Raw genomic sequence first — 14263 nt, forward strand, 5'->3', positions numbered from 1 at the left:
TGTCGGCTGGTCGGCATTCCGCCGCGCCCGGTCGTGGCTCACGCCATGGTCCGGCGCACAGTGTCGAGGTCGTATCGGCAGACCCGGCAGAAGCTGAGGAACGGGTCGGGATCGGGGCGATGCGACAGCGCCTCCCGCGCGAGCTCCCCGAGCTGCATGGCTGGCTGAAGCGAGATCTCGATGATCGCCTTCAGTACCGCCTCCGCCTCCTCGACGACTTCCGCCGAGGCGAAGAGCCGCATGCGATTGATCAGGCCGATGGCCAGCAGCTCGGATTTCCCGAGCGCGAGCTTCCCCTGGTCGCGCACATAGGCCCGCAGCAGAAGATCGGAGGCGTTCATCATGAACTCCGCGTAGATCGCCTCCCGTTTCGTGGTCTCATGCGCGATTCGCTGCAGGCGTTCCTGATTGCGCTGGGTGTAGGCGGCGACGACCAGCGAGGCGCCGCCGCCGATCAGTGCACCCACAAGCGCCGCACCTGAGCTGACGAGCGTGCCGTCCATCACGGGGTTCCTGCCGGCGCCAGGTCCGCGGCCACCACTTGCTGGCGGGCAAGCACGGCACCGGCCTTCTCGTCCCGCAGGTCGCGCACGCCGGCGGCCTCGGCCACCGGCCTGATGCGGAACCACGCGACATAGAGCGCAGGCAGGAAGATCAGCGTCAGCACCGTCGCGACGGCGAGGCCGCCCATGATCGCGTAGGCCATCGGTCCCCAGAAGATGGTCGGCGCGATCGGGATCATGCCGAGGATCGCGGCGGAAGCCGTCAGCAGGATCGGCCGAAAGCGGTGCATCGTGGCCTCGATCACCGCATTCCAGGGATCGAGACCGTGCTCCACCTCAGTCCGCACCTGGTCCACCAGGATCACCGAGTTGCGCGCGATCATCCCGGTCAGTGCCAGGATCCCGAGCATGGCGACGAAGCCAAGCGGCTTGCCGGAGAGCAGGAGCGCTGCCACGACACCGATGACGCCGAGCGGCGCGACGCTCAGCACCAGGAAGAGCCGGTTGAAGCTCTGCAGCTGCAGCATCAGCACGGTGAAGATCAGCACGAGCATAAGCGGCATCGCCGCGAACACGGAGGACTGCGCCTTCTCGCTCTCCTCCACCGTGCCGCCGACCTCGACATGATACCCGGCGGGCAGGCTGGCATTGAGCTCGGCGATGCGCGGCGCGATGGCCTGCACGACCGTCGCGGGCAGAGCGCCCTGCGCGACATCGGCCTGCACCGTCAGCGTCGGCCTGCGGTTCCGGCGCCAGACGATCGGATATTCCTGTCCATACTCGACCGAGGCGATCTGGCCTAGCGCGACGGAGCGTCCACCGGGCAGCGGGACCTGCAGCGTCCGGATCGTGTCGAGCGACATGCGCTGCTCGGATGCGGCACGCACCAGCACGTCCACGAGATAGATGCCGCTGCGCAGCTCGGTCACCGTCGCGCCGGTGACGACGGTATTGAGCGCGAGCGCCAGCTGTTGGGAGCTGAGGCCGAGCAGGCGGGCCTGATCCTGGTCCACCCTGATCCGCAGGGTGCGAGCCGGCTCCATCCAATTGTAGTTGACGTTCCGGACCGAGGGATCGGCGCCAAGAATGTCGGCCACCTTGAAGGCAATGTTGCGCACCTCGCCCGCGTCCAAGCCGCGTACGCGGTACTGCAGGGGCCAGCCAACGGGCGGCCCGAGTTCGAGCGGGTAGACGCGCCCGACCACATGCGGGAAGTCGGCCTCGAGCGCCTGCTCCAGCCGCGCCCGCACGCGCTCGCGCTGTTCGAGGCCCTTGGTGACGACCACCGTCTGGCCGAAGAAGTCGTTGGGCAGCTGGAGGTTGAGCGGCAGGTAGAAGCGGACGGCGCCCTGCCCGACATAGGTGCTCCAGTGATCCACATCCGCGTCGTCCTGCAGCAGCCGGTCGAGCCGCATGGCGGCCTCGCGCGTCGCGTAAATGGACGAGCCCTCCGGCAGCTGCAGGTCCACCAGCAACTCCGGCCGGTCGGACGGCGGGAAGAACTGCTGCGGCACCAGGCGCATGCCGTAGAGGGATGCCGCGAAGATCGCGAGCGTGACGGCGATCGTGATCCAGCGTGCGCGCATCGCCAACGTCAGGACGCGCCGGAAGGCCCGCATCACCGGGCCATTGCCGACCTCATGCACCTCCTTCGGCTTCTTCAGCAGCCAGACGCCGACCAACGGCGCGAAGACGGCCGCGGCGATCCAGGACGAGATCAGCGCGATGGCGACGACGGCGAAGATCGAGAAGGTGTACTCGCCCGCCGCGCTGTGTGCGAAGCCGATCGGCACGAAGCCGGCGATTGTGACGAGCGTACCGGTCAGGCGCGGGAAGGCGGTGGAGCTGAAGGCGAAGGCGCCCGCATCCTCCTTGGTGTCGCCATGCTCGAGCTGCGTGACCATGCTCTCGACCGTGATCATCGCGTCATCCACCAGCAGGCCGAGCGCGATGATGAGCGCGCCGAGCGAGATGCGCTGGAGGTCGATCCCGAAGAAGGCCATCGCCGCGAAGACCATGGCGAGCACCAGCGGGATCGAGATTGCTATGACGGCGCCCGCGCGCAGGCCGAGGCTGATCAGGCTGACAGCAAGCACGATCGCGATCGCCTCCCACAACGCCTCCATGAACTCGTCCACCGCGTGCTCGACGGTGACGGGCTGGTCGGAGACGAGGGGCGCCTCGATCCCGACAGGAAGGTCGGCGGTGATCTCCTCCATCGCCTGCTCGACGTTGCGGCCGAGCGCCAGCACGTCGCCGCCGCTGCGCATCGCGATGGCAAGCCCGATGGCGTCCTGCCCGTTGACGCGGAACATGGGCTGCGGCGGATCGGCCGGGCCGCGCGTCACCCGTGCGATGTCGCGTAGTGGGATCATGCGTCCGTTGACAGCGAAGTTGACGTTGAGGATGACGTCCTCGTTCTCGAAGGCGCCGGAGACGCGGACCAGGATCTTCTCCCGCTCCGTCTGCACCGTGCCCGTCGGGCTGACGGCGTTCTGCGTCTGCAGGGCGGCGATCAGCGCCGCGCGGTCGAGGCCGAGGCCCGCCATCCGCTCGGTCGAGAACTCGATGTAGACGCGCTCGTCCTGCGCCCCGATCACGTCGATCTTGGAGATGTCCTGCAGCTGCAGCAGGCGCTGGCGGACGTCGTCCACGTAATCGCGCAGCTCCCGCCTGGTGAAGCCGTCGGCGGTGAAGCCGTAGACGATGCCGAAGGTGTCGCCGAACTCGTCGTTGAAGAAGGGCCCCTGGATGCCCTGCGGCAAGGTCTGCTGGATGTCGTGCACCTTCTTGCGGACCTGGTACCAGATGTCCGGCACCTGGGACGCCGGCGTCGAGTCCCGGAGATACACGAAGATCGTGACGACGCCGGCGCTGGTGTAGCTCCGGAGGTAGTCGAGGCTCGGCGTCTCCTGCAGCTTGCGCTCCAGTCGGTCGGCGACCTGCTGCAGCGTGTCCTCCAGCGTCGCACCCGGCCAGACCGCCTGCACGACCATGGTCTTGATGGTGAAGTCGGGATCCTCGCTGCGGCCGAGCGTGCGATAGGAGAAGACGCCGGCGACCACGACCATGATCATGAAATAGGCCATGAGCGAGCGGTGACGGATCGCCCAGGCCGAGAGGTTGAAGCGGGTCACGACGCGCCTCCGAGCTGGCGGACCCTCTGGCCCGGACGAAGCATCTGCACGCCCGCGGTGACCACAACGTCGCCGGGCTCGAGCCCCTGCGAGACGACGACGCTGGACGGGTCGTAGCGCGCGACGTCCACGCCGCGCAGCGCGACGCTCTGGTTGGCGCGATCGAGCACCCAAACGGCCGGTCGCCCGTTCGCCTGGGTCAGCGCGCTGGCGGGAATGGTCACACCCTGCGGCGCGGCGAGCTGGATGCGTCCGCTGACGGTGGAGCCCAGCCGCATCGCCTCCGGCGGGTCGGCGATGCCGACCTTGACCTGGAAGGTGCGCGTCGCGGGATCCGCCTGCGGCGCGACCTCGCGCACGCTGCCGATGGCCCGGATGGTCGGATCGTCGCCGAGGGCGATCTGCACGACGGGATCGCGCGGGGCGGTGCGGATGAGCACCTCCGGCACGTCGAAGACGGCGTCGCGGCCGCCTTCCTGCGCGAGCTGCGCGATCAGCTGACCGGCGCGGACCACCTCGCCGGCCTCGGCGCCCGTTGCCGTGATGGAGCCCGCGGCATCGGCGCGCAGGACCGTGTAGCCCAGCTGGTCCTGCGCGATGCGCAGCTGCGCCTGCGCCGAGGTGACCTGCGCCTCCGCGGTCTGCAGCGCCTGCTGCGCGTCGTCGAAGCGCGCGCGCGGCGTCCAGCCCTGGCGGAGGAGCTCCTGCTGCCGCCAGAAATTCTGACGCGCCTGCGTCAGCACCGCCTCGGCTGCCGACAGATTGGCCTGCGCCGATCGCAACATGTTCTCCTGGTTCTGCGGGTCCAGGCGGGCGACGACCTGGCCGGCCCGGACAAGGTCGCCGACGGCGACGGGTCGTTCGACGACACGCCCGTCGATGCGGAAGGCAAGGCTGCCCTGGTCCCGCGGGCGGACATGGCCGGTCAGCGACACGGTCTCGCCCTCCGCGCGCTGCTCGACGGTCACGGTGCGGACGGGCCGGACCTGCGCTTGGCGCGGAGCCTGCTGGTCGCAGCCAGCAACGCCGACGGCGATCAGGGCGGATGCCAGGAGTCGGGATCTGTACATGGGCCTGCCTTCGAGAGGTTGACGCGGGCACTCACGCCCGCGCCGCTCGTCCGCCGTGGCCGGTCCGACGGGCGGACCGACCACAGCGGACCCCGGGTCGGGTGGTCTGAGGGGGTGACCCGAGGCTGCGGGGTGCCTCTACGCCCGGACCTCGCCCGGGTGGGGTGAGACGTGGTTTGTTGTGGTTAGATCGGCGGTTAGGGCGAGCATGCGCGACGCGGGCAGGGCGCCTGGTCTATGGTCGTGCCGCCGAGGCGATCCTGCGCTGCAGTGAGGCCGCGATGGAGCATTATTCTCCGCTTGCCGATCCTGCCCTGATCTTCGACGGATTCCGGCTCCTGCCCCGGCAGCGGCTTCTGCTGGAGGATGGCAAGCCCGTACGCATCGGAAGCCGGGCCTTCGACATCCTCCTCGCGCTGCTCGAGCGGCGCGGCGAGCGGGTCGGCAAGGCGGAGCTGATCGCGCGCGCCTGGCCGGGCACCCATGTCGTGGAAGGCAACCTGAAGTTCCAGATCGCCGCGCTGAGGCGCGCCCTGCGTGACGGGCAGGACGGCAGGCGGCTCATCGAGGCCAGCAAGGGACTGGGCTACAGCTTCGTCGCGGCCGTGACCGTCGCCGAGGGCGGCGGCCGCGCGCCGGAGAGCCACCACTCCGCGCCGCCGGCCGAAGGCGCGCGTCGCCACAACCTGCCGGAGCAGATCACCGCGCTGGTCGGGTGCGACGACATCGTCGCGAAGCTCGCCGATCAGCTGGCGCGGAACCGCCTGCTCACGATCGTCGGCGCCGGCGGCATCGGCAAGACCTCGGTGGCGCTGGCTGTGGCGGAGCGGTTCGTCGGCGTCGAGCCAGACGGCGTGTGGCTTATCGATCTTGCGCGGATCACGGAGCCGGGCCAGCTGCTCGGCGCCGTCGCCGGTCCGGTCAACGTCGAGGTCAGGTCCGGCATGACCATGCGCGACCTCGTTGCCGCCCTGCGCGCGCGGCGGATGCTGCTGGTGGTCGACAATTGTGCGCATCTCATCGACGCCGCCGCCGAACTGGTCGCGGCAGTGCTGCGCGGCGCGCCGCAGATCCGCATCCTGGCCACCAGCCGCGAGGCACTGCGCTGCGAGGGCGAGCGGCTCTGCCGGCTCGGGCCGCTCGACGCACCGCCGGCGACGGCGAGCCTCGGCGCGGCCGAGGCGCTGCGGTTTCCCGCCGTCCAGCTCTTCGTCCAGCACGCCGCGGCCAGCCTCGACGGCTTCGAGCTGACGGACGAGGACGCGCCCCGCGCCGCCGAGATCTGCCGCAAGCTCGACGGCATCCCGCTCGCGATCGAGCTCGCGGCCGCGTGGGTGGGCGTGCTGGGGCTGCGCGGGCTGGCGGCGCAGCTCGACGACCGGCTCCGGCTGCTGACCGGGGGCCGCCGCACCGCCCTGCCTCGCCACCGGACGATGCGCGCGGCGCTGGATTGGAGCCATGACCTGCTGCGCCCGGCGGAGCAGACGATCTTCCGCCGCCTCGCGATCTTCGTCGGCGGCTTCACGCTCACCGCCGCCGCCGGCATCGCCGGCGAGGAGAGCCTGCCGGCCGACGACGTCGTGCAGACCGTACTGGCCTTGGCGGCGAAGTCGCTCGTCGTCGCCGACCTGGACTCGCCCGGGTCGCGATTCCGGCTGCTTGACACGACCCGCGCCTATGCCCTCGAGAAGCTCAGGCAGGCCGACGAGGTCGCGCCGGTCGCGCGGCGGCACGCCACATGGTTGCTGGCGCTTCTGGAATCCGTCGCTGACCGCGAGCGCCGGGAGGGCGACGAAGGATACGCGGCGGCCGAGGCCGACATTGACAACCTGCGTGCCGCGCTGGCCTGGGCCTTCGACCCCGCGGGCGATGCGGCCATCGGCGTCGGCCTGGCTGCCGCGTCGCTCCCGCTATGGTTCTCGACGTCCCTCCTGGGCGAGGCCCATGGCTGGACCGAGCGGGCGCTCGATCTCCTCGAAGAGGCAGGGCTGCGCGGCACCTGGCAGGAGATGATGCTGCAGACGGCCTTCGGGGTCTCGCTCCAGGCCGTGAAGGGCAGGACCTCCGACGCCCACCGCGCATTGACCCGGGCCTTGGCAATCGCCGAGCAGCTCCAGGACCGCAGCCATCGCCTGCTCGTGCTCCATGACCTCTGGATCTACCACATGCGCGTCGGCGAGGTCCGGACGGCGCTCGACCTCGCGCGCCAGGCCGAGGCGGTCGGTGGCGCGTTGGCCGAGCAGGGCGCGACGGCGACGGCAGCCTGGATGCTCGGCAGTACGCTGCACTTCGCCGGCGATCACGCCGCGGCGCGCGCGCAACTCGAGCCCCTGCTCCTCGAAGCCGAGCCCTGGCCGGGGCGCCACCAGATCCGGCGGGCCGGCTTTGACCCGCATGTCTCCGCACGATACATCCTGGCCCATGTCCTCTGGGTGCAGGGGCACGGCGACCAAGCGTCCGATGCGGTGCACGCGGCGTTGGAGCAGGCGCGGCGCGTCCGTCACCCCCTGACACTGTGCTCAACCCTCGCCTGGGGCGCATGCGCGCTCGCGCTTCTCGCCGGCGATCTAGAAGACGCCGCAGGAAGTGCCGCGGAGCTTATCGATCTCGCGCAGAAGCACGCTTTCGCCGACCACCTGTCCTACGGGCTGGCGGCACAGGAGATCATCCGCCTGCAGCAGGCCGGTCCGGCTGCCGGCGCCGACCAGGTTCGCGCCGCGCTTGCCCGCTGGCGTGCGTCGCAGTGGCATGCCTTCCTCAATATCGGCGACTTCGCCCTCGCGGCCGCCCAGGCAGGCTTCGGCGAGGAGATCGCGGCAACCGTGGAGGAGGCGCTGCAGCGGGCCGAGCGCAACGGGGAGTTCTGGGCCTATCCGGAGATCCTGCGGATCAAGGGCGAGCTTCTGCTGCACGATGCTCGGGTCGGGGCCGCGGCGCGGGAATGCTTCACGCTCGCGCTCGACCGGGCGCGGGCGCAAGGCGCCCTTGCCTGGCAACTGCGGTCGGCGACGAGCCTGTACCGCGTGGATCGTGATCGGGGCGACGCCGCGGCGTCCCGCGACCTGCTGGAGCGGACCATCGCCGCATTCCGCGAGGGCCTCGGTAGCCGCGACCTCAAGGTGGCCCGCCAGCTGCTTTCGGGCGCGCCTGACCAGGACTAACCGCCTCTCACCAGACCTCACCCCACGTCGCCCCGGTGGCGCGCTAGGAGCGGGATTGATGCGGCGAGGAGGAGGGAAGTGCCGATCCGCAACATTGGAATCGTGGGCGCGGGGACGATGGGGACCGGCATTGCAGAGGTCATGGCCTCCGCCGGCCACGACGTCGTGCTCGCCGACATCGACGGGGCCACGGTCGCAAGGGGGCTGACGACGATCGCCGAAAGCCTTGAAGGGCGGCTGGAGAAGGGCAGGATGTCGCCGGTGGAGCGGGACGCGACGCTCCGGCGCATCCGGCCCGTATCCGGCGACATCGGGCTGCGCGACGCCGACCTCGTGGTGGAAGCGGTCATCGAGGACGCTGGTGTCAAGGCGACGGTGCTACGGGCCATCGGCGACGCCGTGCGACCCGATACGATCATCGCGACCACCACCTCCTCGATCTCCGTCACCAGGCTGGCCTCCGTCATCGCGCATCGTGAGCGCTTCATCGGCATGCGCTTCTTCAATCCCGCGCCGGCGATGGCGCTCGTCGAGGTGGTGCGCGGGCTGCAGACCAGCGATGCCACCCATGACGCCGTCGAGGCGCTGGCGATCAAGCTCGGCAAAGTCCCGATCACGGTCAGGAACGCGCCGGGATTCGTCGTCAATCGCCTCCTCTTTCCAATGCTGAACGAGGCCTTCGTGGTGCTCGCTGCCGGCGATGCCAATCCCGCCGATATCGACGACGCGATGAAGCTCGGCTGCCGGCATCCAATGGGCCCTCTCGCGCTGGCGGACCTCATCGGTCTCGATGTCCTGCTGTCGGCGATGCAGTCGCTGCATCGGGAGCTCGGTGATCCGAAGTACCGCCCCGCGCCGCTGCTCGCCGAGCTGGTCGCCGCCGGCTACCTCGGGCGGAAATCAGGCCGCGGCGCCTACCGCTACTGACGCCGATGCCGCTGGCGCCCTGTCGGCTTGCAGAGCGCCACCAGATGACCAGGCACCACGCTGTGTCGAACCCGCTTGCGCCAGCACCACAGCAGGCTGCGGCTCACCTCGTGCCGCCCCGCTACCTCGTCGAAGCATAACGCTGGCCGCCCCACCTCGGCGACGATCCGCAGCCTAGCCTCGACACGCCATTGGCGGCGACGCTCACGCCGCCGATGCCAAGATCAGCCTTCGGCTGAGAGGCGGCGGATGGCGTCGGGGCGGTCGGCCACGCCAGGCTGCAGCTCGATTCCAAGGCCCGGCGCATCACTGACGCGCACCTTTCCATCCGCGACCACGGGCAGGTCCGTCACGAGCTCGGTGTACCAGCCCGTGTAGAAGGCGCGCACGCTCTCCTGGATCAGCGCATTCGGGGCGTGCAGCGAGAAGTGGCAGGACGCCGCATAGACCACCGGGCCGGTGCAGTCGTGCGGGGCCACGGGTACCTGCCAGGCCTCCGCCATGCCCGCGATCTTGCGCGCTTCCGTCAGCCCGCCACACCAGGACAGGTCGAGCATCACGACGCCGGCGACGCCGGTCTCGAGGTATTCGCGGAAGGCCGGCACGCCGTTCAGCGTCTCGCTGGCGCAGATCCAGGCCTCGCAATGCGGAGCATAGTCGCGGAGGTCGCGCACCGAGTCCAGGCGGAAGGGATCCTCGTGCCAGTAGGTGCGGTAGGGCGCGAGGGCACGGGCGAGCCGCTTGGCCATCGGCAGGGACCAGAGCGAGTGGAACTCCACCATGATGTCCATGCGGTCACCTACGGCCCGGCGAATCTTCTCGAAGGGCTCAAGCGCGCGCCGCAGCTCCTCCGGCGTGATGTCGAGGCCGCCGCTGCGCTCCGCCGGCGGGTCGAAGGGCCAGATCTTCATGCCCGTGATGCCCTGCTCGAGCAGCGAATGTGCCAGCTCGTCCGCGCGATGGAGGAAGGCGTCGAGATCCTCGTACGGTCCTTCCGTCTCGCCCGCATGCCAGTTCGCGACGGATTGCGCGCGGGCATCGCGGATGTACTTGTAGCCTGCGCAGGTGTTGTAGACGCGGATCGCTTCCCGCGTACGGCCGCCGAGCACCTCGCAGACAGGGCGGCCGGCGGCCTTGCCGACGATGTCCCAGAGCGCGATGTCCACAGCCGAGACAGCGCGCGTCTCCACCCCGCTGCCGCGCCAGCCCAGGTAGTCGCGCAAGGCCAGCCGCGCAGCCTCGATCTGACGCGGATCGCGACCGAGCAGCTTCGGCGCGCACCAGTCATGCAGGTAGACCTCGACCGCGCCGGGCGAAAGGAAGGTCTCGCCCAGACCGACGATCCCCTCATCCGTGTGCAGCCGGACCCAGATGAGGTTGCCGAACTCCCGCAGGCGGATGGTCTCGAGACCGGTGATCTTCATCGTCCTGGTCCGCTTGAAAGGGCCGGGTCAGCCGCCCGGCCGGCCCGCGCGGAGCTTGTCGAGTTCCGCTATCATGCGGTCCACCACGTCGCGCCCGATCTGGTCGGCGTGGCGGTTCCAGACGACGCGGGCTTGCTCGCGCATCCGGGTCTGCTCGGCCGGGGAGAGTTCGTTCACCTGCATGCCCGCGCGGCGCAGCGAGGTCAGGCTCGCGTCGTTGCCCTGGCGGTTGGCGCGTCGCTGCACGTCGCGCGCCTCCACGCTGCACTCGCGCAGCACGGTCTGCTCGGCGGGGCTCAGCCGGTCCCACAGCGCCTTCGAATAGAGGACGAGGAACGGCGTGTAGGCGTGGCGGGTCAGCGAGAGGTAACGCTGCACCTCGCTGAAGCGGCTGGTCTCGATCGTGACGAGCGGATTCTCCTGCCCGTCGATCGCGCGGGTCTCGAGCGCGGTGAAGACCTCACCGAAGGCCATCGGAATGGCGTTCGAGCCCATGTTGCGGAAGGTGTCGAGGAAGATGTTGTTCTGCATGACGCGCATGCGCACGCCGTTGAAGTCCTCCCACTTCGTGATGGCGCGGCGGGAGTTCGAGGTGTTGCGGAAGCCGTTCTCCCAGTAGGTCAGGTTCACCAGCCCGATCCCCTCGAGCCGGCGGCCCATGTCGGCGCCGAAGTCGCCGTCCAGGATCGCATCCGCTTCCTGCTCGTTGGCGAAGAGGAAGGGCAGGTCGAAGACGCCGAGCGCGGGCAGCATGCCGACGAGGGGGGAGGAGGAGGTGACCACCATCTCCTGCGTGCCGGCGCGCAGCGCCTGCGTGGCCTGGAGGTCGCCGCCCAGCGCCCCGCCCCAGAAGCCCTGGATGCGCATGCGGTTGTCGGTCCGCGCGGCAGCGCATTGCGCAAGCGCGCGCACCGCGGCGCCGTTCGGATGGTCCTCCGTGACGCCGTTCGAGACGCGGATCGTCCGGCTCTCGAAGGTCTGGGCCGGGGCGGGCGCCGCCCAGGCAAGCCCGGCGGCGGCAGTGGCGGCGAGCAGCAGGATCTTGAGCTTCGTCATGGTTTCCTCCTGTTGTTGAGCGGCCCTAGCCGCCGAGTGCGCGCAAGGGCCATGTGACGAACATCGTGAGCAGCTCGACCAGGTCGATCTGGCCGCGCACGAAGCGCAGCGGCTGCAGGACAAGGTCGGGGAAGAGCACCAGCAGGAAGAGCACCACGGTCTGTGCCAGCAGGAAGGGCAGCACGCCGCGGATGACCGCCCCCATCGGCACGCGGGCGACGCCGCAGACCACGTTCAGCACGATGCCCACGGGCGGCGTGATCAGCCCGATCGCGTTGTTCATGATGAACAGCACGCCGAAATAGACTTCGTAGCCCGGAATGCCGTTGACGCGTCCAACCTCCTTCACCAGCGGCATCAGCACGGGCGTCAGGATCAGCACCGTCGGCGCGAAGTCGAGCGCGGTGCCGACGACGAGCACCAGCGCCATGACGATCATCATGAAGATGACGGGGTTGTCGAGCAGCGGCTCAAGCACGCTGCGCAGCTCGCCCGGGATGTTCGCCTGGGTGATCAGCCAGGCGGAAGCCAACGCGGAGGCGACGAGGAACATCACGACCGCGGTCATCTTCGCAGCCGCCAGGGTCACGCCGTAGAGCTCCGACAGGCGGAGCTCCCGGTAGATGAAGGCGCCGACCAGGAAGGCATAGGCGACCGCGACAACCGCGGCCTCGGTCGGCGTCACCACGCCGAACTTGATCCCGCCGAGTATGATCACCGGCATCAGCAGCGCGAAGAAGCCGTCCCGGCCGGAGCGCAGACGATCCGTCCAGCTGCGGCGGGGCAGCGTGTCGAGCCGGTCGCGCCGGCAGACGATCGCCCAGGCGACGACGAGGGAAAGGCCCATCAACAGTCCCGGGAAGACGCCGGCCAGGAAGAGCTGCGTGATCGAGACATTGGCAGCGACGCCGAAGATGATGAAGCCGATGGAGGGCGGGATCACCGGCGCAATGATGCCGCCTGCAGAGATCAGCCCGGCGGAACGGGGGATGTCGTACTTCGCCTCGCGCATCATGGGGATGAGGATTGCCGCGAGTGCTGCGGTATCCGCCGCGGCGGAGCCCGAGAGCGCCGCCATGATGACCGCCGCGAAGATCGCGACGTACCCCAGGCCGCCATGGATGTGGCCGACGAAGCTGAGCGCGAAATCCACGATGCGGCGGGACAGGCCGCCCTTGTTCATCAGCTCCCCGGCAAGCAGGAAGAAGGGCACGGCGAGGAGCTGGAAGCTGTCCGCGCCAATGATCATGTTCTGCGCAATGATCTGCGTATCGAAGATGCCGAGCCAGAGCATCAGCGCGAGCGCGCAGGTCAGCAGGGCGAAGGCGACCGGCATGCCGATCGCCATCGCGCCGCAGAGCGAGGCGAGGAAGACGACGATCGTCATCTATTCCAGCCCCTGGCGCGTCGCCGCGCCGCGCTCGTCCTCCGCTTCGCCGGCGAAGATCGCGATCTCCCGCTCGTCCAGGCGGCCGGTCAGCAGGCGGACGAGCCGAAGCGCGACCATCGCGCCGACGCCGATCGAGGTGAAATATCCGATCCCGTGGACGAAGTTCATGGGCAGGCCGCTGATCGGCGCCACATTGCTGGCGTTGATCGCGTGCTGCTTCCAGGTGCCCCAGAAGAACACGGCGCAGCAGACCAGGACGAGCGCGTCGGACACGGCAAGGCAGGCGAGCCGGCCGAGGCGCGGCAGCACGCGGACCAGCGTGTCCACGCCGAGATGCGCATGCTCGCGATGCACCGCCACGGCCCCGACGAAGGTCAGCCAGACGAAAAAGTAGCGCGACATCTCGTCCGAGATCGCGATGCCGCTGTCGAAGACGTAGCGCAGGACGACGTTGCCGAGGACCATCGCGACCATCGCACCCAACAACGCGACCATCAGCACCTCGAGCAGGCGGAAGCCGCCATCGACAAGGCGATCGAGGAGGGTCCTGGCCGGCATCATGGGGCGCCGGCAGACGAGCGAGGCCGAGTGCGATCGCAGCTGCACGACGCGCCCATCCGATCCTCCCTCGTTCCGGTGCCCGGACAGGTTTGCAGATCAGGGCGGGCTGTCAAACATCTCGCTGGCAGATCGGGCATATTGAGTGCATTTTTTGACAGCTTTGACAGCAAGGGGGTTGTCGCCGCAAGCCATGCTCAGCGACCGCGTGTATGACGAGCTTCTCGCCTTGCTGGGCTCCCGCCTCTGGCCGCCGCATTCGCGGCTGCCCTCTGAGCTCGAGCTGACGCGCCGCTTCGCCGTCTCGCGGCCGATCCTGCGCCAGGCGCTGGCACGGTTGCGGGCCGAGGGCCGGATCGATACGCGCAAGGGCTCCGGCACCTATGTCCGCGACCTGCCGCCGCCGGTCCCGCCGGTGCTCTACGGGCAGCTCGGCAGCATCCCGGAAGTCCGCAGCTTCATGGATTTCCGCTGCAGCCTGGAGAGCGAGGCTGCGGCCTGCGCGGCCGGGCTCGCCGATCCCGCCGCGCTGTCGCGCGTGGCGGCCGCGCATCAGCGCCTCGAGGCGGCGCTGCTGGCGGGAAGCGCTGCGCGAGACGAGGACGTGGCGTTCCACCTGGCGATCGCCGAGGCCACCCGCAACCGCTTCTTCGTGACCACGCTAGAGGCGCTCGTCGAACAGATGAAGTTCAGCATGCACCTCACGACCGAACTGGTCCGGCGTCCGCAGGCGGACAGCGCGGCGGAGGTGATGGCCGAGCATGCCGCGATCGCCGAGGCGATCGCGGCCCGGGACGCCGATGCGGCGCGCGCGGCGATGCGCCATCACCTCGCGAGCGGGATCCAGCGTCTCTTCAACGGAGTGCCCTGACCGGGAGTCCCGCGCCGCCCCCTTCGTGGCAAACTCGCTGCGGTCGCGCTGCGCTTCGTCATGAGCATCGGCGACAGTCTTCTGCTGCTTCGAGCGAACGTGGCGCCTCGCCGAAACCTGCTGCTGGGTGACGCGAGGCGCTTGAAGTCGCAGGGTCTCGGCACTC

At 69.5% G+C, this 14263-nt stretch carries 10 protein-coding genes and 1 pseudogene; 3 read left to right on the forward strand and 8 right to left on the reverse strand.

The window, feature by feature from the left end:
• Positions 1-38: 38 nt before the first annotated feature.
• Genes ACLF3M_RS11540 through ACLF3M_RS11550 form a run of 3 tightly spaced genes read right to left on the reverse strand, consistent with a single transcriptional unit; the run spans position 39 to position 4710 of the window.
• On the reverse strand, positions 39-503 hold the full coding sequence (locus tag ACLF3M_RS11540) for a hypothetical protein (protein WP_430657075.1): 465 nt from the start codon (positions 501-503) through the stop codon (positions 39-41).
• The gene (locus tag ACLF3M_RS11545; protein ID WP_430657076.1) at positions 503-3640 is read right to left on the reverse strand and encodes an efflux RND transporter permease subunit; all 3138 of its coding nucleotides are present in this window, start codon (positions 3638-3640) and stop codon (positions 503-505) included. Before ACLF3M_RS11545 ends, ACLF3M_RS11540 begins: the two co-directional genes overlap by 1 nt.
• Positions 3637-4710 (reverse strand): efflux RND transporter periplasmic adaptor subunit, encoded by a 1074-nt coding sequence (locus tag ACLF3M_RS11550; protein ID WP_430657077.1) that lies wholly within the window; start codon positions 4708-4710, stop codon positions 3637-3639. Before ACLF3M_RS11550 ends, ACLF3M_RS11545 begins: the two co-directional genes overlap by 4 nt.
• Before the next feature lie 164 nt (positions 4711-4874).
• Between ACLF3M_RS11550 and ACLF3M_RS11555 the strand changes: the two genes are divergently transcribed.
• Together ACLF3M_RS11555 and ACLF3M_RS11560 are read left to right on the forward strand one after the other, a co-directional pair.
• Positions 4875-7871: an ATP-binding protein gene (locus ACLF3M_RS11555; RefSeq protein ID WP_430657078.1), complete on the forward strand. Its 2997-nt coding sequence runs from the start codon at positions 4875-4877 to the stop codon at positions 7869-7871.
• A gap of 78 nt (positions 7872-7949) precedes the next feature.
• Positions 7950-8798: a 3-hydroxyacyl-CoA dehydrogenase NAD-binding domain-containing protein gene (locus ACLF3M_RS11560; protein ID WP_430657079.1), complete on the forward strand. Its 849-nt coding sequence runs from the start codon at positions 7950-7952 to the stop codon at positions 8796-8798.
• Here ACLF3M_RS11560 and ACLF3M_RS11565 read toward each other — a convergent pair.
• From ACLF3M_RS11565 to ACLF3M_RS11585, 5 genes and pseudogenes are all read right to left on the reverse strand, one after another.
• A pseudogene (locus ACLF3M_RS11565) lies at positions 8792-8992 on the reverse strand (transposase); the annotation flags it as partial. The gene ACLF3M_RS11560 and the pseudogene ACLF3M_RS11565 overlap by 7 nt on opposite strands.
• 30 nt (positions 8993-9022) lie before the next feature.
• A complete protein-coding gene (locus tag ACLF3M_RS11570; RefSeq protein ID WP_430657080.1) occupies positions 9023-10222 on the reverse strand; it encodes a mandelate racemase/muconate lactonizing enzyme family protein in 1200 nt (399 codons plus the stop codon).
• Between the two features lie 27 nt (positions 10223-10249).
• A complete protein-coding gene (locus ACLF3M_RS11575) occupies positions 10250-11278 on the reverse strand; it encodes a TRAP transporter substrate-binding protein (RefSeq protein ID WP_430657081.1) in 1029 nt (342 codons plus the stop codon).
• 25 nt (positions 11279-11303) lie between these two features.
• Positions 11304-12665: a TRAP transporter large permease gene (locus ACLF3M_RS11580; protein WP_430657082.1), complete on the reverse strand. Its 1362-nt coding sequence runs from the start codon at positions 12663-12665 to the stop codon at positions 11304-11306.
• Entirely contained in the window at positions 12666-13226 is a 561-nt protein-coding gene (locus tag ACLF3M_RS11585; protein ID WP_430657083.1) for a TRAP transporter small permease, read from the reverse strand.
• A 193-nt stretch (positions 13227-13419) separates the two neighbouring features.
• Between ACLF3M_RS11585 and ACLF3M_RS11590 the strand changes: the two genes are divergently transcribed.
• The gene (locus tag ACLF3M_RS11590; RefSeq protein WP_430657084.1) at positions 13420-14097 is read left to right on the forward strand and encodes a FadR/GntR family transcriptional regulator; all 678 of its coding nucleotides are present in this window, start codon (positions 13420-13422) and stop codon (positions 14095-14097) included.
• The last annotated feature ends 166 nt before the right edge of the window (positions 14098-14263 follow it).

This window comes from Falsiroseomonas sp. HW251 (genome assembly GCF_050563545.1).
GTDB lineage: Bacteria > Pseudomonadota > Alphaproteobacteria > Acetobacterales > Acetobacteraceae > Falsiroseomonas.